Source organism: Staphylococcus sp. T93 (genome assembly GCF_016743875.1).
Lineage (GTDB): Bacteria > Bacillota > Bacilli > Staphylococcales > Staphylococcaceae > Staphylococcus > Staphylococcus aureus.
The window spans coordinates 2,167,438-2,189,146 of sequence record NZ_CP068247.1; the positions used below are offsets into that span (position 1 = coordinate 2,167,438).

Consider the following 21,709-nt stretch of genomic DNA (forward strand, 5'->3'; position numbering starts at 1 on the left):
ATTACAACCTTTTTCAGAAAATTCGGTGTATTGATTTTAAAATTTTTTAAAATAAAAAAGGCAAGACATTTGTGCCTATAAAAATGCTTAACCAAGATTTTTATATTGAAGTTGTACTTCTTGCACATATTGTCCTTGCCTTATTATGTAAAGTTATTTTCTTTCTATCTTTTTATTAAATTTAACTATTCTTCATAATCCCGATTCCCTTTAAAGTAACGTCTATCTTGTTTACTATATACATTTTCAGGATTAAAAAACGGTTTGAGTTTATATTTAAATTCAAATAAGTTTAGACCATCAATCGCAACCCTATCTTGGTAAACGTTCGTTGCTGATATATCTGTAAAATTGTTTGGACCGACACCTGCAATAAACTTAAACTCTGCTTCATCTACCAAATAATCATACGCTTGTGTATGTCTATCCTGTGCGCCATGTGGAAATACAAACATATCTGTTTTACCTACAATTGGTTCAACTTCATCTTTCCATCTTTTAGTATCACGTTTAATACCTTCTAAAGATGTTTTTTCAAAATTAATGTGACCATATGAATGACTCGCAAATGACCATCCATCCCGTTTCATTGCGCGAACAACTTCCTCAGCTGCCTTTTTATTCTTTGTATAATCTTTACTCGTTAATTCATTCGTGCGATAACCTAATACGCCCTCATAACCGGTTAAAGCAACAACACCTTTTTCACCATTTAAAGAAAAATCTGGATGCTCTTTTACAAATTTATTTAAAATTGGCACGATATCATTGTCATCAGAATAAGTAGCATGGCCTTTTTTGTCTGTAGTTTCAGAAACAACATGTTTATTTTTATCGAGTACTAAACGGTCAGCATAACCATGGTGTCTCATGTAACTATAGTAATTCATATCATCAATTGAGATGATTAGTGGCTTTTTACCTTTCGGCAATTTTATTTTTTTGGCTTTTACATGATGAGATGATAAGTCGTATACATCATGTGGATTAACGATGATGTAATTATTTTTATATAATTCGTTCAATGATTTTTTAAATTCACTTACAGTAATCATCCAATCATTGTTGCCCTTAGCTTGGTGTGTATCTCCTGTAAACGCAACTTTTGGGTCTGTAATTAATGGGTGATAAAACACATGATAAACTTGGCCGTGATATGTTTCCCAATGTTCATCCATTTTCGATTTATGCTTTGCATACTCATTTGGATTAACAGATTTATTTTGAGCTTTCTCATTTTGCTTGGAACAGCTATATAACAATGCAACTGATAATAACAGAAAAAATAGCAATAAATATTTTTTATGCATTAAACATTCTCCCTATGTTTTATTATGCACAATTATAACATTTTTATTATGTGGCTCATAACTTTTTAAGAAACTGTTGGGATTTTAATTTTATTTTTTAGATAATGTCATAGTATTTTATTTATAAAACACAATATCTCCTTGATTGATAATGTCGTCCATAGTATCGTCTCGCTTGAATTTAAGCCTTTCTGCTAAATTTATTGAACGTTGGTTACACTTATTTGTCCTGATAACTTTTACTGTTTCTTGATCGATATAATTCACAAAATTTGTGATTGCTGTAATAGCCTCACATGCGTACCCTTGTCCTTCAAAACTTGGATGTAATTTATAAAATAAATTTAATACTGTTTCTTGCTTTAATTGTCGATATTCATATCCACAAATACCAATAACACTACAATCTATTTTTTTTACCAATACAAAGTAACCAAATTGATATTGTTGCCAATGGTTTCGCCATTTTTCAATCCACCGTTGTGTGTCTAATTTGGAATTATGTAAACCTTTGGGAGTGTATATATTTGCTTGTGGATGACTACAAATATTATAAAGTTCAATTAAATGCGAGGAACTTGGAATCATTAAATTTAATCTTTCAGTATTTATCATTAAATGTCTCCCTCCTATTTCTATTTAAAGACTATTTATATGAATACTAATGCCACGGGTTGAAATATCGACTATTATTTAAAAAGAATAATGTAACTACTAACATCAGAAGTATTAACGTCAAACACAAAACAACATAATCATCTTTTTTTAATTGTTTTTTGACGTACCAGGTTCTCCTTTTATACTGTCCGAATTGTCTTAACTCCATAGCAGTACTAATAGTGTCAATTCTTTCGATACTAGAAAATATTAAAGGTAACACAATGCGTTTGATACCTTTAACACGGCTAGTAAATTTTGCTTTTTTCGAATTATCATATCCTCTTGCTTGTTGCGCTTGTGAAATATTAAAATATGTTTCTTGAATATCTGGAATATACCTTAATGCTAGTGAGACTGCGTAACTGATTTTATAATTCACACCTAGCTGATTTAAACTTGCAGCAAAATGACTCGGATTCGTTGTGAATAAAAATATTAACGCTAAAGGAACTGTACTAATATATTTTAATATTAGATTAAAAAGATAGAATAATTCCTGTGATGTTAGCGTAAATCGACCAATACCATTGACTAACTCTGTACGCTGATTATAAATCTTCACACCATATTCAGGGTCAAATATGTACACGGCAATAATATTTAATATTGTGAAAAACAGAATGAATTTAACAACAAAGCGAACTTGTTTCCATTCAATATGAGCATATTTGACCAATAAAATAGATGAAGCACTAATTAAAATTAAATATCTTGTGTCATAAGTCACCATTGCAGAAATAGAAACAACTAATAAGAATAAAAGTTTAACAGTCGCATTTAATTGATGAATACGACTATTTCCCGGGTGAAAACCTATAGTATTATATTGATTCATTGGCGTCTCACCTTCCTATCATGGTTAATAAATAATTGTACTAATTTCTGTGGCTCGCTAATCCCTATATATTCGGCCATTTCAAATAGCGATGTTTGTCTCAATGATGCAATCTCACAGATTTTTTTATCATTTAAAACCAATACTGGCGTGGTATCAGCAACGACTTGACCTTTTGATAATACAACTGTTCTTGAACTATACTCAGACAATAAATGCATATCATGCGTAATCATAATAATCGTCTTCCCCTGTCTGTTTAGTTCAATTAAAAATGACATTATCTCATTATAATGATAGAAATCTTGACCAGCAGTCGGTTCATCCAATATGATTATTTCCGGATTTAAGACTAAAACAGATGCTATAGTGACCCTCTTTTTTTGACCATAGCTTAAAGCTGCAATTGGCCAATTCCGAAATGCATAAAGTCCGCATATTTTGAGCACATTCTCTACTCGTATCTTTATATCTGATTCTTTCATACCTCGTGCTCTTAACCCTAATGCTACTTCATCGTAAATCATTTTTTCAGAAATCATATGATTTGGATTTTGCATCACATAACCTACGAATTCAGATCGTTCGCTAATTGACAATTGATTAAATCCCCTATTACAAAATTGGATATTACCTGTTATATCTAAAAATCCACAAATTGCTTTAGCAAGTGTTGATTTGCCGGCACCATTGTGACCAACTATACTAAGCATTTCTTTTCTATAAACATTTAATTGAACATTATTAAGTACACTATTACTATAGTCACTATATTGAACACATACCTCATTTAATTCTAATAGCGGTTCAGATTTGTACTTATTATCATTATTTGCAGATGTTTCATCTATCCATTTTTTCACTTTAAATTTAACATGTTCACTCATACAAACGTCACGTAAATTCGCTAAGTTATCAATGGATTCGACATCTACTTCTGCATATTTAAGCGCTGTACAGTATAATGGTTCACGTATGCCTGCTTCTTTAAGCTTAGATGATTTTAGCAAATCACTAGGCGTTGTATTAGCGATGATTTTTCCATCTTTAAAAAGAAGAACTCTATCAAACGTATCATCTAATGATTCTTCTAATCGATGTTCGACAATAATCATCGTTGACTTTGTTTCTTCATGAATATTGTTTAACAATCTCAGCGTTTCATGTCCTGTCGCAGGATCTAAATTGGCCAGTGGCTCATCCAATATTAAAATAGGCGTACGATGGATTAATATACCACCTAATGAAACGCGTTGTTTTTGACCTCCAGATAAATCTTGCGGTCGGTGATTTAAATGTTCTATCATGCCAACTTTTTCAGCCCAATAACTTACATTTTTCTTCATATCATCTTGTTCAACACAATTATTTTCTAATAAAAAGGCCATATCTTCAGCTGCTGTTAAGCCTATGAACTGTCCATCTGTATCTTGTAAAACTGTACCAACAACATTAGATCTATCATGTAAACAACTAACGGTTGCATCTTGATTATTTATATATAGTTCCCCAGTTATGTTACCTTTAGTTTTAAATGGAATTAATCCGTTTATGCAATTTGCAAAAGTCGATTTACCACTACCCGAAGCACCAACTACTAATACTTTTTCTCCTGGATAAATATCAACATTTATATTCTGTAATGTAGGTGTTGCTTGACTATGATATTGAAAACTAAAGTCTTTGAACGAGATAATTGGTTCAGTCATGATATATCATTACCTTTCTATATTCATTTACATATCTGATTCAACAAAATAACTATTCCTTACGTAAACTACCTTTTTTAATTTGAGATGAAGCATATGCTTTTAATAATATTGTCCCAATAATGCCAACTGAAATAATATTTAATACTGCAGAGATAACACCTTGTGTATAAACCTTGTTAGCTGGTTCGTTATAAATCAAAATATCTAATGTTGGTGCAATAAGTGCCCAGCAAATAATATTCGCAATAATTTGACCGATATTAAAATAAACCATCGATTTCCTAGAAAATCGGCCTGAAGAAAGATTTAATTTTAGTCCAATCCAGCCATATAAACAGCCTATAATTCCCGAGCAAATAACCCAACTCCACCAGGCACTACCGTATGTCGTAAAATCTTTAATAGCATGTCCAACTAATCCAGTCATTAAACCAGCAAAAGGTCCAAATATTGCAGATATTAATGCTAAAAATGCATATGATGTTTCTATATTCGTATTAGGAAAACCTGTTGGTATTACAACAAAACGCCCTAAAATTACAAATACCGCTGCTCCTATACCAATTGCAACAACAGTTTTAACTGAAATATCTTGTTTTTTCATCTTCATTACTCCTTACATAAAAAATTCATTATATTGATGGTGCTTTAGATAAATGAATCGTCCAATCATTTCCAGTACCAATATGATATAAATCTGAAAATGAGTCTTGATTGACTGCTACACCAATATTTACTAGCGAGTTAACATACACAAGAGGTTCACCCACATTAACATCTGCAAACGATCGCGCAAATTTAATAATATTTTGATAGACTTTCTTATCTTGATGATAAATTGTTACCACCAAATTATTACCATGAACAATTTCCAAGGATTTTAAGAATGCCAATGGAATATTTGTCCATAATGACCCAAATCTGATATCTAAAATATCAATGCTTCCTGTAACAGAATCCTCATTTTTTGTCACTTCTCTTATTTCTAATGCCTCAATACTATCAACATTAATTGCCTGACCGAGACGTTCAAACGCTATCTTATTTGCAGCTAATCTCGCACCATTGTATGCATAAACATCTCTACCATGAAAAGTATGACTTTCTTCCGAATGAGGCAATCGGCTTTTCACTTCATCAATTTCGATAACTTTTTTAATACCTTCGTAATGTTTAATATGACTTAAAGAACCATTATCAGGTGTAATAATGTAATGACCTGAATATGTTAAGCAAGCAATGCTCCGCCTATCACTACCTACACCCGGGTCTACCACTGATACAAAAACTGTGCCTTTAGGCCAGTATTTTACAGTTTGATATAAACGATATGACGCTACCCAAATGTCATACGGTGGTATATCATGCGTTAAGTTTTCAACACGTATATCATCACTTACAGTATATGCAACTCCATACATTGCACTTACAGCGCCATCACTAAGTCCAAAATCTGATTGCAATACCAAATAATTTCCCATAAAATGCCTCCTTTTTTTAAAACTTCAAAAAAATATTATCTACATATTTAATGTTCTATATTTTGAATTTTCAGAATTATATTAAAATAGTACGAGTCACTTGATGCAAAGTCAATAGTAGTGACTATAAAAATGATAATAATAGTCAGATTTATCTCATTAACTAAATTTCACGGACTTGTAATCACTTCTTTATGTTTGAATTAATTGACTAGGGTATAACAATAGTGTGGTGTTTTATAGGTCATTCTTTAAATACATCACAGAAAATATTCGAATTCGAAATAAAATGCTTGCATCTTTGTTTTTTAGGTGGTATTGTATGTATATCAAGTATAAAAAATATATCTAAGAGATAAAAATATGGAGGTTTTATATTATGACTAACTTTACTTTTGATGGTGCACACAGTAGTTTAGAATTCCAAATTAAACATTTAATGGTTTCTAAAGTGAAAGGTTCATTTGATCAATTTGATGTAGCTGTTGAAGGAGATATTAATGACTTCAGTACTTTGAAAGCTACTGCAACAATTATTCCAAGCTCAATTAACACTAAAAACGAAGCACGTGATAACCACTTAAAATCTGGTGATTTCTTTGGTACTGACGAATTTGATAAAATTACATTTGTGACAAAATCAGTATCTGAAAGCAAAGTTGTTGGTGATTTAACAATTAAAGGCATCACTAACGAAGAAACATTCGATGTTGAATTCAACGGAGTAAGTAAGAATCCTATGGATGGTTCTCAAGTAACAGGTATTATTGTTACTGGTACAATCAATAGAGAAAAATATGGCATTAACTTTAACCAAGCACTTGAAACTGGTGGCGTAATGCTAGGCAAAGATGTTAAATTCGAAGCATCAGCTGAATTCTCAATCTCAGAATAATCTCATTACACAATCCTCATTGTTTTAATATATATACGAAATGCCAACTATATCATCCCTAGGTATAGTTGGCATTTTTCGTTTAACTCATGTGTAACAAGCACTAACTGTTCACCCTAATTTTAGACGCCTTTCATTCAGGTAGGTCTTATTGAAACTGAAAACTTTGATGACCTTTTGCAAAGCCATTAACTGTATAAAGCATAGATCCTCCGCCCATTTCTATATCATTGGAACAAATGATGAGTTGATTTGTTCCAGGTATAAATTGCGGATGAGTAGAACGTAACATATGCCCTTCATCTCGGCCTGGTATCAATATTTGTCCTATTGGATAACCCCTTTTATTAAAAACTAACACTCGACCTTGACCATACATTGCTACGTATAAATTATCGTCACTATCAATACAACATGAGTCTGGTCCTTCATGACCTGTAAAATAGTACGGTATGGTAGCTCCAAATGGTTGTATCGTCACACCATCATCTTCAAGTGCAATGCGATGTAATCGATTGGCTGTTGTTTCTGTTACCCATAGTACTTTTTCATCTGTACTTAAAGCAATACCATTTGCTACGCTAATATTTTGAATGATAGGCGTCACTGTTCTAAAGTCCGGCGAAACATAATAAACGCCTCCTAGTGGATTGGTAGAGTATCCTCTAAAATCTGTAAAATAAAATCCACCTTTAGAATCAAATACCATGTCATCAATACAATATGCTGTTGAAAGATCTTCAATAATATCTTGTAAGTTGTCACCATTTTCTGTAGCTGCAAAAATGCCTCCTGTAGATTTAAAATCTCCTAAATAACAAACGAATAATCGGCCATCTTTATGTATTTTGATTGCTGCAGGATTCGCTTTGTGACTTACAAAAGGTCGTTTGATTTCCTTCGTTTCAGGATTGATTTTGAAAATATTGCCTTCGAATACATCCAATAAAAAGAGTTGTCCCTGCCGATCAAAGTTCAATCCTTCTAGTTGCAATCCTTTTTTGGAAATTTCAAGCCATGGTTCAGCTGTAATTGTTTGTAATTCACTTTCAGATATAATTGGAACAGCACTATTGGACTTCCCGCTATAAAATAATGTAGGTAAATCTTGTTGTGACATCATGATCATTCCTTTCATTTCATTCGTTTTAACTATCAATTTTATTTTAAACAAGATAACTATCAAATAAAATGATAACGGTTTCATCTATCTATTTTATCGGTCTAGTGGCTGATTTCAAGCTAGAAATATTGAATGACAATACAACTCTGTTAAAATGATGGACGTAGACAAATATGCGTATTGACGCTTTATTTTAAAAATTAACATGCTTATAACATGTTTATAGAAGGAGATTAACCTATGAACTATCAAGTTCTTTTATATTATAAATATATGACGATTGATGACCCTGAACAGTTTGCTCAGGATCACTTAGCCTTTTGTAAAGCACACCATTTAAAAGGTAGAATTCTTGTTTCTACAGAAGGTATTAACGGCACATTATCTGGTACAAAAGAAGAAACCGAACAATATATGGCACATATGCATGCCGATGAACGATTCAAAGATATGGTGTTTAAAATTGATGAAGCTGAAGGACATGCTTTTAAGAAAATGCATGTACGTCCTCGAAAAGAAATCGTTGCTTTAGATTTAGAAGATGACGTCGATCCAAGACACACAACTGGCCAATATTTATCACCTGTAGAATTTAGAAAAGCTCTTGAAGATGATGACACAGTCATTATTGATGCACGTAATGATTATGAATTTGATTTAGGTCATTTCCGAGGTGCAATTCGTCCAAATATCACACGTTTTAGAGATTTGCCTGACTGGATTAAAGAGAATAAAGCGTTATTTGCAGATAAAAAAGTGGTTACGTACTGTACTGGTGGCATTCGATGCGAAAAATTTTCTGGATGGCTTTTAAAAGAAGGTTTCGAAGATGTAGCTCAACTTCATGGCGGTATTGCTACATATGGTAAAGATCCTGAAACAAAAGGTGAATATTGGGACGGTAAAATGTACGTATTTGATGACCGTATCAGTGTTGATATCAACCAAGTTGAAAAAACAATTATTGGTAAGGATTGGTTTGATGGCAAACCATGTGAACGTTATATTAATTGCGCTAACCCAGAATGTAATAAACAAATATTAGTTTCTGAAGAAAACGAAACTAAATATTTAGGTGCATGCTCTTATGAATGTGCTAAACATGAGCGTAATCGTTATGTTCAAGCAAATAATATTAGTGATAATGAGTGGCAACAACGTTTAACAAACTTTGATGATTTACATCAACATGCTTAGTTTTAATTAAATACCTTTCAAAACACGCTTTGAAAATCCGATTTATAAAGGTTTTTCAAGGCTGTTTTTTATGCGCATACATAACCTGATATGTTTTTAATTATGCGCGTGTTATACTAAATTAAATTTTAATACTGCGGGGTGTCTTAAAATGCACATTTTAGTAACAGGGTTTGCGCCTTTTGACAATCAAAATATCAATCCCTCATGGGAAGCTGTGACTCAACTAGAAGATATTATTGGCACACATACAATCGATAAATTAAAACTACCAACCTCTTTTAAGAAAGTAGATAATATTATAAATAAAACGTTGGCATCTAATCATTATGATGTTGTACTAGCTATAGGACAAGCTGGTGGTAGAAATGCCATTACCCCAGAACGTGTCGCCATTAATATTGATGATGCACGTATTCCAGATAATGATGATTTTCAACCTATTGATCAAGCCATTCACTTAGACGGTGCGCCAGCTTATTTTTCAAATTTACCAGTTAAAGCAATGACTCAAAGTATTATTAATCAAGGACTTCCTGGAGCACTTTCAAATAGCGCAGGTACATTTGTTTGTAATCACACACTTTATCACTTAGGTTATTTACAAGATAAGCATTACCCTCACCTACGATTCGGATTTATTCATGTGCCATACATACCAGAGCAGGTCATTGGTAAACCCGATACACCATCTATGCCATTAGAAAAGATAGTTGCAGGTTTGACTGCAGCCATTGAAGCTATTTCTAATGATGAGGATTTACACCTAGCCCTGGGCACAACGGAATAGTTATAAGTGCACAAACAAAAGCACCCTAATTTGTTAGTTTAAGTCTAACTTTAGGGTGCTTTTGGATGATTGGTATACAGTTTTACTATAATGATGTATTTTAGCTAAACGACATTGTTTAGTCTTCTTTTTTTAACTTCCTAAAATTTACAAATGTATAAATAATAAATGCTATATTTAGAATGATGAGTATACTTACTGAAACTAAATTAAAAGTGTCTGGTTCTTTACTAAAGATAGCTGCTATCCTTGCTATCAAACTTGGCAATGAAATTACCAACACGATGAGCGCATAAATTTTCTGTTTAATTAAAATACAAGTTCCAATGAGCGCAATTAAAAGTACTAACCCAACGATGAAACTCTGTTTGTCACTTAACTCAAAGAAACTATAGATAGGATATTTTTTAATAATCAAGCCACCTAAAATCATCCATAAAAATACGATAATTCCATAAGTCACATTTATAACATACGTTATTTTTTGGTCACCAAATCGGACTAATGTATTTCGTAGAATCAGCATACCAATGACAACACCTAAAATAACGATACTAGCTATATAAAGTAAAAATGCAATTGTCACATCAAATGTACCCAAATCTAAAAACCTAGGAATTATAATGACTGCTAAAATAAAAGCGAAGTACAAAGTAATATATTTATACAAACCGGTAGTAAGACTTATCTCAGGTGATAATTGATCAGCCATTGACTTAATCGGTGTATTAATAATTGAACTTGTATCTTCGTTATTTTTTTCAGCCATAGTTAAATGATCTTCGAGCTCTTCCAATAACTCTTCTACTTCTGCTTCAGTCTTACCTCTAAATAACAATTCAACACGTAATTTTTCTAAAAAATCTTGAGATTGTTTACTTAACATCGTTTTCCCCTCCAAACAAGTTAATCATCCCTTTATTCAAAACTTGCCATTTCGATTTAAATACTTTTAGTTCCTTTAAACCTGAATCGGTAATCGTATAGTATTTCCGCCTCGGGCCGCCATTACTAGATTTTTTTATTGTCGTATCAACGTATCCTTTTTTGTTTAAACGCATTAAAACTGGATAAATACTACCCTCACTTATCTCTGGAAACTCTTGATTCTTAAGTTTCGTCATAATTTCATATCCATACGTTTCGCCTTGGGCAATGAGACCTAATATCGCCCCATCTAAGAGACCTTTCATAATCTGATCTGACACTGACATTTTAATCACCTACTATCTTACATAATAAGATAGTACATTGAGAACTTTTCGTCAACTATCTTTTATTGTAAGGTAGTTGTTGTACACATTCCTTAAATGACTAACAACTTTGTTAATAGGGTAATACTTACGGAAGTATATTTTATTTATGGGGGAGGAATTAATAATGACTACAAAAACAGTATTTGATGTCATTGATATGGGGTTAGGATATTTAGTAAATGTGTATGATGCTTGGAAAGTTGAAAAGGTACTTGATGATTATCATAAGCCTTTTTCTAATACCATTCATTGGCAATTTGGTCATGTATTAACAATTTTTGAATCGGCCTTAGCTGTTGCTGGTAAAGAGAATATTGATTTAAATATCTATAGACCTTTATTCGGAAATGGTTCGTCTCCAGATGAATGGAAGGATGAAGTACCGAGTATTGAAAGGATTTTAGAAGGTCTCCAAACTTTACCTGAACGTGCACGAAATCTAACTGAAGATGATTTAGCAATTGAATTGAAACAGCCAATTGTCGGTTGTAATAACTTAGAAGAGTTATTAGTATTAAATGCCATTCACATCCCACTTCATGCTGGTAAAATTGAAGAGATGTCTCGTATATTAAAAAATTTAAAATAAATATGTGCTTATTAACCGTTAACAACACGTTAACGGGTTTTTTATTTGTTTAAAAGGTCACTTTTTTGAATTTAATAAACACCATCTATACCAGTTCTTCACCGATTCTCGAAAAATAATTATATTAATGATTTCGTTAATTTAATTTTATATTTAATTATTACTGTACATCTTTTGTAGTTAGCTTTATTCTTAAATTGAAATATGTATAAAACATAGAAAGAAGGACGTTTTAACATGGAAAACACGGTTAAATATCGTAAGTTTATACTCCCTATCGTTGTAGGTCTCCTTATTTGGGCACTTACACCTTTTAAACCGGATGCTGTGGATCCAACAGCATGGTATATGTTCGCAATATTCGTCGCGACAATCATTGCTTGTATTACACAACCGATGCCAATTGGGGCCGTCTCTATAATTGGATTTACAATCATGGTACTCGTTGGCATTGTTGACATGAAAACGGCTGTCGCTGGTTTTGGTAATAATAGCATTTGGTTAATTGCTATGGCATTTTTCATTTCGAGAGGATTTGTGAAAACAGGTCTTGGTAGACGTATCGCACTTCATTTCGTCAAATTATTTGGTAAAAAAACATTAGGATTAGCATATTCTATCGTCGGTGTAGATTTAATTCTAGCGCCTGCTACACCAAGTAATACCGCGCGTGCTGGTGGAATCATGTTCCCAATTATCAAATCACTTTCTGAATCATTTGGTTCGAAACCGAAAGACGGATCAGCACGCAAAATGGGTGCATTTCTTGTTTTCACAGAATTCCAAGGTAATTTAATTACTGCGGCTATGTTTTTAACTGCAATGGCCGGTAACCCCCTTGCACAAAATTTAGCATCTAGCACATCTAATGTTCACATTACATGGATGAATTGGTTTCTAGCTGCTTTAGTTCCTGGACTTGTTTCCTTAATTGTTGTACCTTTTATTATTTATAAAATTTATCCACCAACTGTTAAAGAAACACCAAATGCTAAGAGTTGGGCTGAAAATGAATTAGCGACTATGGGTAAAATCGCTTTAGCTGAAAAATTTATGATTGGTATTTTTGTCGTTGCGTTAACACTATGGATTGTCGGAAGTTTCATTCATATTGATGCAACTTTAACGGCCTTTATTGCGCTAGCATTGTTATTATTGACAGGCGTCTTAACATGGCAAGACATTTTAAACGAAACAGGTGCTTGGAACACATTAGTATGGTTCTCAGTATTAGTGTTAATGGCCGACCAATTAAACAAGCTTGGATTTATTCCTTGGTTAAGTAAATCCATTGCTACAAGTCTTGGTGGCTTAAGCTGGCCTATAGTCCTGGTCATTTTAATATTGTTCTACTTCTATTCACATTACTTATTTGCAAGTTCTACAGCACATATCAGTGCGATGTATGCAGCATTACTAGGCGTTGCCATCGCAGCCGGTGCACCACCATTATTCAGTGCATTAATGTTAGGTTTCTTCGGTAACCTATTAGCTTCAACAACACACTATAGTAGTGGTCCAGCGCCGATTCTATTCTCTTCAGGTTACGTGACTCAAAAACGTTGGTGGACAATGAACTTAATATTAGGTTTCGTCTACTTTATTATCTGGATTGGTTTAGGATCACTTTGGATGAAAGTAATTGGTATATTTTAAAATATTTAAATTAGCGCTCGAATCTCATTGATTTGGGCGCTTTTTAATTTGTATTTAAAATCAACCTTTGCTAAATCAAGACTCCCTTTTTAAAATACGTTTATCCTTTAAATCATTGCGTGCTTCACTGAAAATTTGTATAAAGATTTAAGTCATTACGTAACATCACATAAAATACATTTCTATACTATTCCGCTTCATTGATTAACATTACGTATGCCCTCATAAATCATCATACAAAAAACACCTTCGTTTAAATTCATTTTAATTGCGAATTCAACGAAAGTGCCTTATTTCATATTTAATGTTTCAAATTTATACGTCTGTCACTGTTACTGCACACATACCTCAGTCTCACCTCATCATGACACAAAGGATATTGAAAACACGTATAATTATCTTTCCTCGTATTTTATAGGGTTTTTGCGACCGGATGTTTCTTCAATTTAATGTATTGAGAAAGACTATATAACACAATACCTGTCCAAATAAATATAAACGTAATTAATTGATCTATACTAAAAGGCTCTTTGAAAACAAATATGCCGAGTACAAACATTATTGTTGGTCCAACGTATTGAATAAATCCTATTAGCGAAAGTGGAATACGTTTTGCCCCGGCTGAGAATAGGATTAGTGGTATTGCCGTAATAGCACCAGAAAATAACAACCAAAATGATGACATGTTCAATCCAAATGACATCTGATGTTGCTGCCATAAATAAATAACGTATATTAGTCCAGCAGGTGCGGTAACAATACATTCAATCGTAATACTGCTGATGGCATCAATATGTACTACTTTTTTCAATAATCCGTATGTACCAAAGGATAACGCTAATATAATAGAGACGATTGGGAATTCTCCAATCTTGAGCGTCATATATAATACACCGATGAATGCGAATAAAATGGCTAGCCATTCAAATTTATTGAATCTTTCTTTTAAAAAGATAAGTGCGAGCAAAATGCTAACAAGTGGATTTATATAATAACCTAAACTTGTTTGTAGGACGTGACCGTTCGTTACAGCCCAAATAAATGTACCCCAATTTAATGTAATGACATAGCCTGCTACGACAATCGCTAATAGCTGAATGGGCTTGCCTAACAATTGATTCATATCTCGTTGAAATGCATTGCGTTGTTTTTGTCCAACCGCGAGTATGAAAATCATGAATATTGCTGAAAATATAATACGAAAGGCTAAAATTTCAAATGCGCCTATTGCATCAACGAACTGCCAATATATAGGTAGTATTCCCCACAGAATGTATGCACTGAGTGCTAAAAATATGCCTTTTTTATACTCTGAATTCACCTTCAAACCTCCTTACTTTCCTAATTTTTAATTTACTGCATACGCTCACTTGGTTATGCTAATATAACGATTTTACTAATAATATTTCGATAAAGATATCATTTTGTTTATATTTCCCACATTTATTCACCAACCACTAAACAATATTAATTTTATAAATAATTCTGTACAAATCAGGGTATATTGCCAGAAAGACTACCATACAACATAAAGGATGGATACAAATGACTTTACCTAAAATTGGAAAGCCTGCAACACGCGCGCTAAATTCACAAGGTATATACACATTAGAAGCAGTATCACAATATACGAAGTCATCTCTAATGGAGATGCATGGCGTTGGTCCTAAAGCTATATCAATATTGGAACAAGCTTTATTTCAGCACCAACTACATTTTAAAACGGAAGTTCAGTCATCATTACCTTTTAAGTTAACAGGAGATGTGTCATGCAATCATGCGCCTAAACGTCAACAAATGATAGATTTTATAGTTGTTACAGCAGCATTAGATATTGAATTATTACGTTCACTGGTTACAACAGAATTTATTTGGTCTGTCCCTGGCCGCTTTGACATATACGGACCTCAAATATTAATTCAAGAACTATCTAATCATTACAATCAGGTTGCTAGTCTCAATATCCATTCCAGCATCACACATGGGTGCTTAGGTTCCATGCATGGTATTGAAATATTAAAAACTGGTAAAGAGATTCATTTTGCTCATTTTTTTGAATTTGAAAATCATAAAAAGGATGCCAAGTTAAGCAAAGTGACATCTTACATTGTTGTTGGTTAATTTATCAAATTATATATATCGCAAAAAATCTTTTGTGGTTACATGTATATTTTTATATAACAAATAATTTGGCATAACATTTTTGTTATATGAACACTTATTACTAGAGTGCCCATTGAACATACAGTATGATTAAATATCATGTTATGAAAGAAGGATATATTTTGACTGTTTTTAAAAATGAGCGCTTAAGCTGGTTACCATACATAGCTATTGTCATTTTGTTACACGTTATTGGGTTTAGTTTTTTATGGATTGCTGGAAAAGACCATCATATCTTATTTGGTATGGGGATTCTTGCATATACATTAGGTTTGCGTCATGCATTTGATGCAGATCACATTGCTGCAATAGATAATACGGTTCGCAAATTATTACAGCAACGCAAAGATCCATCTGGTGTGGGTTTCTATTTTTCAATTGGACATTCATCTGTCGTATTTTTAATGGCTGTTTTTTTAGGGGTATCTGTAAAATGGGCTAAAGATGAATTACCGCATTTCCAAGATATTGGTGGAACGATTGGTACACTAGTTTCAGGTTTCTTTTTAGTGCTTATCGGTGTGTTGAATCTAATTATTTTAATCTCTTTAATTAACTTGTTCGCTAAATTACGTCGTGAACACATTGAAGAAGCTGAAGTCGATGCATTACTTGAATCTAGAGGATTGGTTTCTCGATTTGTAGGACCTTATTTCAAATTAATCACGCGTAGTTGGCACGTATTGCCACTTGGCTTTTTATTTGTACTTGGTTTTGATACAGCTAGTGAAATTGCGTTACTCGCTCTTTCTTCAGGCGCATCACAACAAGCCATTTCATTTATCGGAATCTTATCTTTACCAATTTTATTCGCATCAGGTATGAGTTTATTGGATACATTAGATGGTGTTGTAATGAAGTATGCCTATAATTGGGCATTCTTCAATCCTATTCGCAAAATCTATTACAATATAACGATTACTGCGATATCAGTCATGGCAGCATTAGTGATTGGGATGATTGAATTGCTACAAATTCTTGCTGATAAGTTAGATTTACATGGTGCGTTTTGGGCATTCATTGGTTCGATCGAATTTGATTATTTAGGCTATATTTTAGTTGCATTATTTTTAATTACTTGGCTTATTTCAAGTTTAATTTGGAAGTTTGGTCGCATAGAACACAAATGGTCTAGATAAGGCAACTTGTCTTGCAACTACCTTTGTATTGTTGCATTTTTAGACACCCTGCACACTTCTTCCATTATGCTACGCTCTCAGTAGTCATCTTTAAATCGTTTCTTTTAGAGATGACTTCATTTTGAGAGCGTATTTTTCTATTTAAAATGTATTTATCCAAAATTCAATGCTTTCGAATTTAAAATTTCAGTATTTCTGTTTAAAATTTAATTATAATCTTTAATACAGGAGGCGCTATGCTTATGAATATTGCGAAGTTAGAGAATTATTTACAAATTGATTCATCTCGTTATAATCGACCGAGTATTGAAGCATTAAATTATTATGCAACACGTTTTATGTTAACTGTACCTTTTGAAAATATTGATGTTCAAAATAGTAAGCCGATATCTATAAATATCGATGCACTTTTTAATAAAATTGTTCATGATAAACGTGGTGGTTTTTGTTATGAATTAAATACATTTTTCAAAGCCTATTTACAACAAAAAGGATTTAATCCTGAATTAATGTCAGCTACTATTCACACACCCGGTGGCGGTCGTAGTCTGAACGGTTCACATGCTTCACTTGTTGTTTCTATAAATGATGTATTCTATGTAACTGATGTTGGCTTTGGAGACTTACCTCTACATGCCATTCCTATTACTTCATCTGAGCATACACAACCAATTACTGATATCAGTGGTACATTCCGCGCTATTTTTAACAACGAAGACAAGGATATTTTCTATGTTCAAAAATTCGAAAATGATCATTGGCATACAAAATATGAAGCTGAATTCAAACCTAAACAAATAGAAGATTTTAATAGCAACATCGAATATAATCAAACGCATCCAGATTCAATATTTGTACAGCATTTATTAATTACAATGCCACAATCATTTGGCCGTGCTACAATGTCTGAAAATCATTTAACTTTAACAAGGAATGGTAGCTCAGAAAAATTTGATGTCACTAAAGATAACTATAAACATTTTTTAGAAAAATATTTTGGACTAAATGTAACTATTAATCGTATTGAAAAACAATAATAGTAAAATATAAAAATATGGGCGTATCTTACTTATTGTAGGTAGCGCCCCTTTTTTATGCTTCATAAACACAACAAAAAGGATATGACACAAACTTCATGTCACACCCTTCTTTTGAACCGCTTCATTTTACTTAAGCAAGTGCATCTACAACATAAATGACACCTACGAATACAAATGCAATAGCAATCATCGTCGAAATAAAGACGATACCCATTAATGGATTAAATAATAAAATGACACCGAAAACAATACCTAATAAATTAAAAATCACTGAAATTAGTTTTAAGCTACCACTACCCGAAAACGTAAATAATCCAGAGATAGAACTAAAAATAAACCAAAAAGCAAACATATAAATAAAGAATGCTGAACTTGCGCCAACATTAAAAATAACTAATAGACCAAATAGAATATCTACAATCCCCATAAACAGAATCCAATTTTGGTTACCACCTACTAAAGCTTTTGCTTTTCTACGGTAAACGATTTGAATCACACCGTTAATTAATACAAACAGTCCAATCAACCAGGTAATAGCATAAAAATTTTCAATTGGAAATGTAAAAATAACGACTGCCAACATTAATAATAATACACCCATTATTAAACTAGACCATTTAATACCTTGATTTCCTTTTTCCATAACAATCAATTCCTTTCAAATAAAACCCTCTTTTAATTTTTACAAAAAATTTATTATACAATAATTAAATTCCCTTTTCTCAATTTACACAAACATCATCACTTAGAAAGCACCATTGCTTTTGTCTAATATGTACGATGAATCTGTATCCTCACTCAAAAATCTACTAAGTAGCGATAGCTTTCAACTCTGTAAGGTTCATTCATTGAATTGTAAGTTTAGATAAAGGCTACTACTCCAAACATTATTTAAAATGAAATTAAATACAAAAGGAGTGAGACTATGACGATATTATCAGTGCAACATGTTTCAAAAACATACGGTAAAAAGCACACATTTCAAGCACTTAAAGATATTAACTTTGACATACAAAAAGGCGAATTCGTTGCGATTATGGGGCCTTCTGGATCAGGTAAGACAACCTTATTAAATGTACTAAGTTCAATTGACCAAATTTCTAGCGGTAGCGTGATTGCTAACGGACAAGAGCTTAATAAACTTAATCAAAAAGCACTTGCCAAATTCCGCAAAGAATCATTAGGTTTCATCTTCCAAGATTACAGTATTCTGCCGACATTAACCGTTAAAGAAAACATTATGTTACCTTTATCTGTTCAAAAAATGTCGAAGGCAACAATGGAAGAAAATTATAAAGCGATCACGACAGCATTAGGTATTTATGACCTAGGAAATAAATACCCTAGCGAATTATCTGGTGGTCAACAACAAAGAACTGCAGCAGCGAGAGCATTTGTTCACAAACCACAAATCATATTTGCAGATGAGCCAACAGGCGCACTCGACTCGAAAAGTGCAAATGACCTATTACAACGTTTGGAAGAAATGAATAAATCGTTTGATACAACTATTGTCATGGTTACACATGATCCGGTTGCAGCAAGTTTTGCAGAACGTGTCATCATGCTAAAAGATGGCCAAATTCATACACAACTTTATCAGGAAGGACGTTCTAAACAGGCCTTTTATGAAGACATTGTACATCTTCAATCAGTATTAGGTGGTGTCTCAAATGACATTTAACCATATCGTTTTCAAAAACTTACGACAAAACTTAAAACATTATGCAATGTATTTATTTTCATTATTTTTTAGCATCGTCTTATATTTCAGTTTTACAACCTTACAGTTTACTAAAGGTGTAAATAATGACGACTCGATGGCCATCATTAAGAAAGGTGCTTTAGTCGGATCAATATTTTTATTTATCATTATTGTCATCTTTTTAATGTATGCCAATCATTTATTCGTAAAACGCCGTACACGTGAATTTGCGCTATTTCAGTTGATTGGTTTAACACGACAAAACATTTTGAAAATGTTAGCACTTGAACAAATGATCGTATTTTTAATCACAGGTGTTGTCGGTGTATTATGTGGCATTGCAGGTGCACAATTATTGCTTTCCATAGTATCTAAATTGATGTCGTTATCGATTAACTTATCGATACATTTCGAACCTATGGCCCTTGTTTTAACTATTTTCATGCTAATTATTGCGTATGTACTGATTTTATTTCAAAGTGCTTTATTTCTAAAAAGACGTAGTATCTTATCAATGATGAAAGATTCAATTAAAACTGATGCCACAACTGCTAAAGTAACGACTGCAGAGGTTATTTCAGGCGTATTAGGTATTGCTATGATTGCACTAGGCTATTATATGGCGACAGAAATGTTTGGTACGTTCAAAGCACTAACTATGGCTATGACATCACCGTTTATCATTTTATTTTTAACGGTTGTAGGCGCCTATTTATTCTTCAGAAGTTCCGTGTCACTTATTTTTAAAACATTGAAAAAATCAAAAAATGGACGCGTATCTATTACCGATGTTGTATTCACATCGTCTATTATGTACAGAATGAAGAAAAATGCCATGTCTTTAACTATCATTGCAATTATTTCTGCAGTTACAGTAACTGTATTGTGTTTTGCGGCATTATCTAAATCAAATACAGATCAAACCCTTACATCTATGGCACCAAATGAATTTAACGTGGTCGCTACTCAAGATGCTAAACAATTTGAAACTAAACTAAGCCAACAACAAATTACATTTTCTAAAAATGCTTACGAAACTATTACTGTAGATAATGTTAATGATCAGGTTATTACTTTGGAAAATGGTAGTGATTCAGGTCGCACGAATTCTATTTTAAGTGCAAATAACAAGTTAACAGGCAACAATGCCATCATTACAAATACAAAATCGCTGCCTAACATTATTAATATCCATTTAAACAAAGATTTAGTAGTAAAAGGTACTAAGAATGAAACTTTCCGTGTTACACAAGAAGACAAAGGTAAGGTTTATCCTTTAAATCTAAGCTTCAACTCACCTGTCATCGAAGTAAGTCCTGAAAAGTATCAGCAGTTGAAAACACAAAATAACGTTCATACTTTTTATGGATATGATATTAAACAAACATCACAAAAGGAAAAAGCTCAAGCAATTGCAAAACAGTTTGGAGACAAAGTCATCACGTATGATGAAATGAAAAAAGAGGTCGATGCTACTAACGGTATTCTAATATTTGTTACATCATTTTTAGGATTAGCATTTTTAGTAGCAGCTGGATGTATTATTTATATTAAACAAATGGATGAAACTGAGGATGAACTAAGTAACTTCAGAATATTAAAACGCATAGGCTTTACGCATACAGATATGCTTAAGGGATTATTATTAAAAATTACTTTCAACTTCGGTTTACCATTATTGATTGCTATATTACATGCAGTATTCGCCGCAATAGCATTTATGAAATTGATGGGTAATATTTCCTTCATGCCGGTTATTGTAGTAATTGTTGTATACACCCTCATTTACATTACTTTTGCTTTAATTGCTTTTATACATTCAAACAAATTGATTAAGAAAACCATTTAACACTTACGATTAAAAGATGCTTCATTAGATATTTTGATTTTAAGCAATGCAGTATAACTATTAATTGATTTAAGAAAAGGAGAGATTGAATCATGAAATTTAGAGAATTAGTAAAACAATCATATGAGGATTTGAAAAATTTGACTGTAACTTGGTATAACGTCATTGCTTTAACAATACTTGTTATTGTATTAAGCTCATTCACAACACCAATGATAGGCATTCCAGCTGGTTTATTAGGTGGCGCCTATTATTTAAAACGTCGTGAAGAAAAAGGTAAATAAATAAGCCTTATGTGCTAAACTCAAT

At 32.6% G+C, this 21,709-nt stretch carries 22 protein-coding genes; 11 read left to right on the forward strand and 11 right to left on the reverse strand.

Annotated elements, in window-relative coordinates; translation table 11 throughout:
* Nucleotides 1-185: 185 nt before the first annotated feature.
* The 6 genes from JG553_RS10720 to JG553_RS10745 all read right to left on the reverse strand — a co-directional run bounded on the left by JG553_RS10720 (nt 186) and on the right by JG553_RS10745 (nt 5,998).
* The gene (locus JG553_RS10720) at nt 186-1,310 is read right to left on the reverse strand and encodes a polysaccharide deacetylase family protein (RefSeq protein WP_000549223.1); all 1,125 of its coding nucleotides are present in this window, start codon (nt 1,308-1,310) and stop codon (nt 186-188) included.
* Between the two features lie 117 nt (nt 1,311-1,427).
* On the reverse strand, nt 1,428-1,925 hold the full coding sequence (locus JG553_RS10725; RefSeq protein WP_000610978.1) for a GNAT family N-acetyltransferase: 498 nt from the start codon (nt 1,923-1,925) through the stop codon (nt 1,428-1,430).
* A 46-nt stretch (nt 1,926-1,971) separates the two neighbouring features.
* The gene (locus JG553_RS10730) at nt 1,972-2,805 is read right to left on the reverse strand and encodes an energy-coupling factor transporter transmembrane component T family protein (protein ID WP_001077826.1); all 834 of its coding nucleotides are present in this window, start codon (nt 2,803-2,805) and stop codon (nt 1,972-1,974) included.
* A complete protein-coding gene (locus JG553_RS10735; RefSeq protein WP_000138650.1) occupies nt 2,802-4,514 on the reverse strand; it encodes an ABC transporter ATP-binding protein in 1,713 nt (570 codons plus the stop codon). Before JG553_RS10735 ends, JG553_RS10730 begins: the two co-directional genes overlap by 4 nt.
* A 52-nt stretch (nt 4,515-4,566) precedes the next feature.
* Complete coding sequence (locus tag JG553_RS10740) at nt 4,567-5,121, reverse strand: ECF-type riboflavin transporter substrate-binding protein (protein ID WP_000743717.1); 555 nt, start codon at nt 5,119-5,121, stop codon at nt 4,567-4,569.
* 28 nt (nt 5,122-5,149) lie between these two features.
* Nucleotides 5,150-5,998 carry an SAM hydrolase/SAM-dependent halogenase family protein gene (locus tag JG553_RS10745; protein WP_000528923.1) on the reverse strand — a complete coding sequence of 283 codons (849 nt, stop codon included), beginning with the start codon at nt 5,996-5,998 and terminating at the stop codon, nt 5,150-5,152.
* 379 nt (nt 5,999-6,377) lie between these two features.
* Here JG553_RS10745 and JG553_RS10750 point away from each other — a divergent pair, with 379 nt between their 5' ends.
* Entirely contained in the window at nt 6,378-6,893 is a 516-nt protein-coding gene (locus JG553_RS10750) for a YceI family protein (protein WP_000181129.1), read from the forward strand.
* A 148-nt stretch (nt 6,894-7,041) separates the two neighbouring features.
* Here JG553_RS10750 and JG553_RS10755 read toward each other — a convergent pair whose 3' ends face one another.
* Nucleotides 7,042-8,013: an SMP-30/gluconolactonase/LRE family protein gene (locus JG553_RS10755; RefSeq protein WP_000082559.1), complete on the reverse strand. Its 972-nt coding sequence runs from the start codon at nt 8,011-8,013 to the stop codon at nt 7,042-7,044.
* 243 nt (nt 8,014-8,256) lie between these two features.
* Here JG553_RS10755 and trhO point away from each other — a divergent pair, with 243 nt between their 5' ends.
* Nucleotides 8,257-9,213 (forward strand): oxygen-dependent tRNA uridine(34) hydroxylase TrhO, encoded by a 957-nt coding sequence (trhO, locus tag JG553_RS10760; RefSeq protein ID WP_001109273.1) that lies wholly within the window; start codon nt 8,257-8,259, stop codon nt 9,211-9,213.
* 151 nt (nt 9,214-9,364) lie between these two features.
* Nucleotides 9,365-10,003, forward strand: a complete 639-nt coding sequence (pcp, locus tag JG553_RS10765; protein WP_000547833.1) for a pyroglutamyl-peptidase I — start codon at nt 9,365-9,367, stop codon at nt 10,001-10,003.
* A 118-nt stretch (nt 10,004-10,121) separates the two neighbouring features.
* Here pcp and JG553_RS10770 read toward each other — a convergent pair whose 3' ends face one another.
* Both JG553_RS10770 and JG553_RS10775 read right to left on the reverse strand, forming a co-directional pair.
* The gene (locus JG553_RS10770) at nt 10,122-10,889 is read right to left on the reverse strand and encodes a hypothetical protein (RefSeq protein WP_000949560.1); all 768 of its coding nucleotides are present in this window, start codon (nt 10,887-10,889) and stop codon (nt 10,122-10,124) included.
* The gene (locus JG553_RS10775; RefSeq protein ID WP_000116417.1) at nt 10,879-11,217 is read right to left on the reverse strand and encodes a PadR family transcriptional regulator; all 339 of its coding nucleotides are present in this window, start codon (nt 11,215-11,217) and stop codon (nt 10,879-10,881) included. Before JG553_RS10775 ends, JG553_RS10770 begins: the two co-directional genes overlap by 11 nt.
* 166 nt (nt 11,218-11,383) lie before the next feature.
* Here JG553_RS10775 and bstA point away from each other — a divergent pair, with 166 nt between their 5' ends.
* Both bstA and JG553_RS10785 read left to right on the forward strand, forming a co-directional pair.
* Nucleotides 11,384-11,848 (forward strand): bacillithiol transferase BstA, encoded by a 465-nt coding sequence (gene bstA / locus JG553_RS10780; RefSeq protein ID WP_000208915.1) that lies wholly within the window; start codon nt 11,384-11,386, stop codon nt 11,846-11,848.
* Nucleotides 11,849-12,085: 237 nt separating this feature from the next.
* On the forward strand, nt 12,086-13,504 hold the full coding sequence (locus JG553_RS10785) for an anion permease (protein WP_000432356.1): 1,419 nt from the start codon (nt 12,086-12,088) through the stop codon (nt 13,502-13,504).
* A gap of 412 nt (nt 13,505-13,916) precedes the next feature.
* Here the strand turns inward: JG553_RS10785 and rarD are convergent, their stop codons facing one another.
* Nucleotides 13,917-14,825 (reverse strand): EamA family transporter RarD, encoded by a 909-nt coding sequence (gene rarD / locus JG553_RS10790; RefSeq protein ID WP_001083804.1) that lies wholly within the window; start codon nt 14,823-14,825, stop codon nt 13,917-13,919.
* Between the two features lie 224 nt (nt 14,826-15,049).
* On the opposite strand from rarD, the gene JG553_RS10795 reads away from it, so the two are divergent.
* The 3 genes from JG553_RS10795 (at nt 15,050) to JG553_RS10805 (ending at nt 17,843) form a co-directional block, all read left to right on the forward strand.
* Nucleotides 15,050-15,625: a helix-hairpin-helix domain-containing protein gene (locus tag JG553_RS10795; RefSeq protein ID WP_000174578.1), complete on the forward strand. Its 576-nt coding sequence runs from the start codon at nt 15,050-15,052 to the stop codon at nt 15,623-15,625.
* 164 nt (nt 15,626-15,789) lie between these two features.
* On the forward strand, nt 15,790-16,806 hold the full coding sequence (locus JG553_RS10800; protein ID WP_202106764.1) for a HoxN/HupN/NixA family nickel/cobalt transporter: 1,017 nt from the start codon (nt 15,790-15,792) through the stop codon (nt 16,804-16,806).
* Between the two features lie 242 nt (nt 16,807-17,048).
* Nucleotides 17,049-17,843, forward strand: coding sequence for an arylamine N-acetyltransferase family protein (locus JG553_RS10805; RefSeq protein ID WP_001017423.1), 795 nt, complete (start codon nt 17,049-17,051; stop codon nt 17,841-17,843).
* A gap of 133 nt (nt 17,844-17,976) precedes the next feature.
* Here JG553_RS10805 and JG553_RS10810 read toward each other — a convergent pair whose 3' ends face one another.
* Nucleotides 17,977-18,489, reverse strand: a complete 513-nt coding sequence (locus tag JG553_RS10810) for an HdeD family acid-resistance protein (RefSeq protein ID WP_000410771.1) — start codon at nt 18,487-18,489, stop codon at nt 17,977-17,979.
* A 282-nt stretch (nt 18,490-18,771) separates the two neighbouring features.
* On the opposite strand from JG553_RS10810, the gene vraD reads away from it, so the two are divergent.
* The 3 genes from vraD to vraH all read left to right on the forward strand — a co-directional run bounded on the left by vraD (nt 18,772) and on the right by vraH (nt 21,684).
* Complete coding sequence (gene vraD, locus JG553_RS10815) at nt 18,772-19,530, forward strand: peptide resistance ABC transporter ATP-binding subunit VraD (RefSeq protein WP_000154162.1); 759 nt, start codon at nt 18,772-18,774, stop codon at nt 19,528-19,530.
* On the forward strand, nt 19,520-21,400 hold the full coding sequence (gene vraE / locus JG553_RS10820; RefSeq protein WP_000143649.1) for a peptide resistance ABC transporter permease subunit VraE: 1,881 nt from the start codon (nt 19,520-19,522) through the stop codon (nt 21,398-21,400). The genes vraD and vraE overlap by 11 nt, the downstream gene beginning before the upstream one ends.
* Nucleotides 21,401-21,492: 92 nt before the next feature.
* Nucleotides 21,493-21,684 carry a peptide resistance ABC transporter activity modulator VraH gene (gene vraH / locus JG553_RS10825; protein ID WP_000672038.1) on the forward strand — a complete coding sequence of 64 codons (192 nt, stop codon included), beginning with the start codon at nt 21,493-21,495 and terminating at the stop codon, nt 21,682-21,684.
* Nucleotides 21,685-21,709 lie beyond the last annotated feature (25 nt).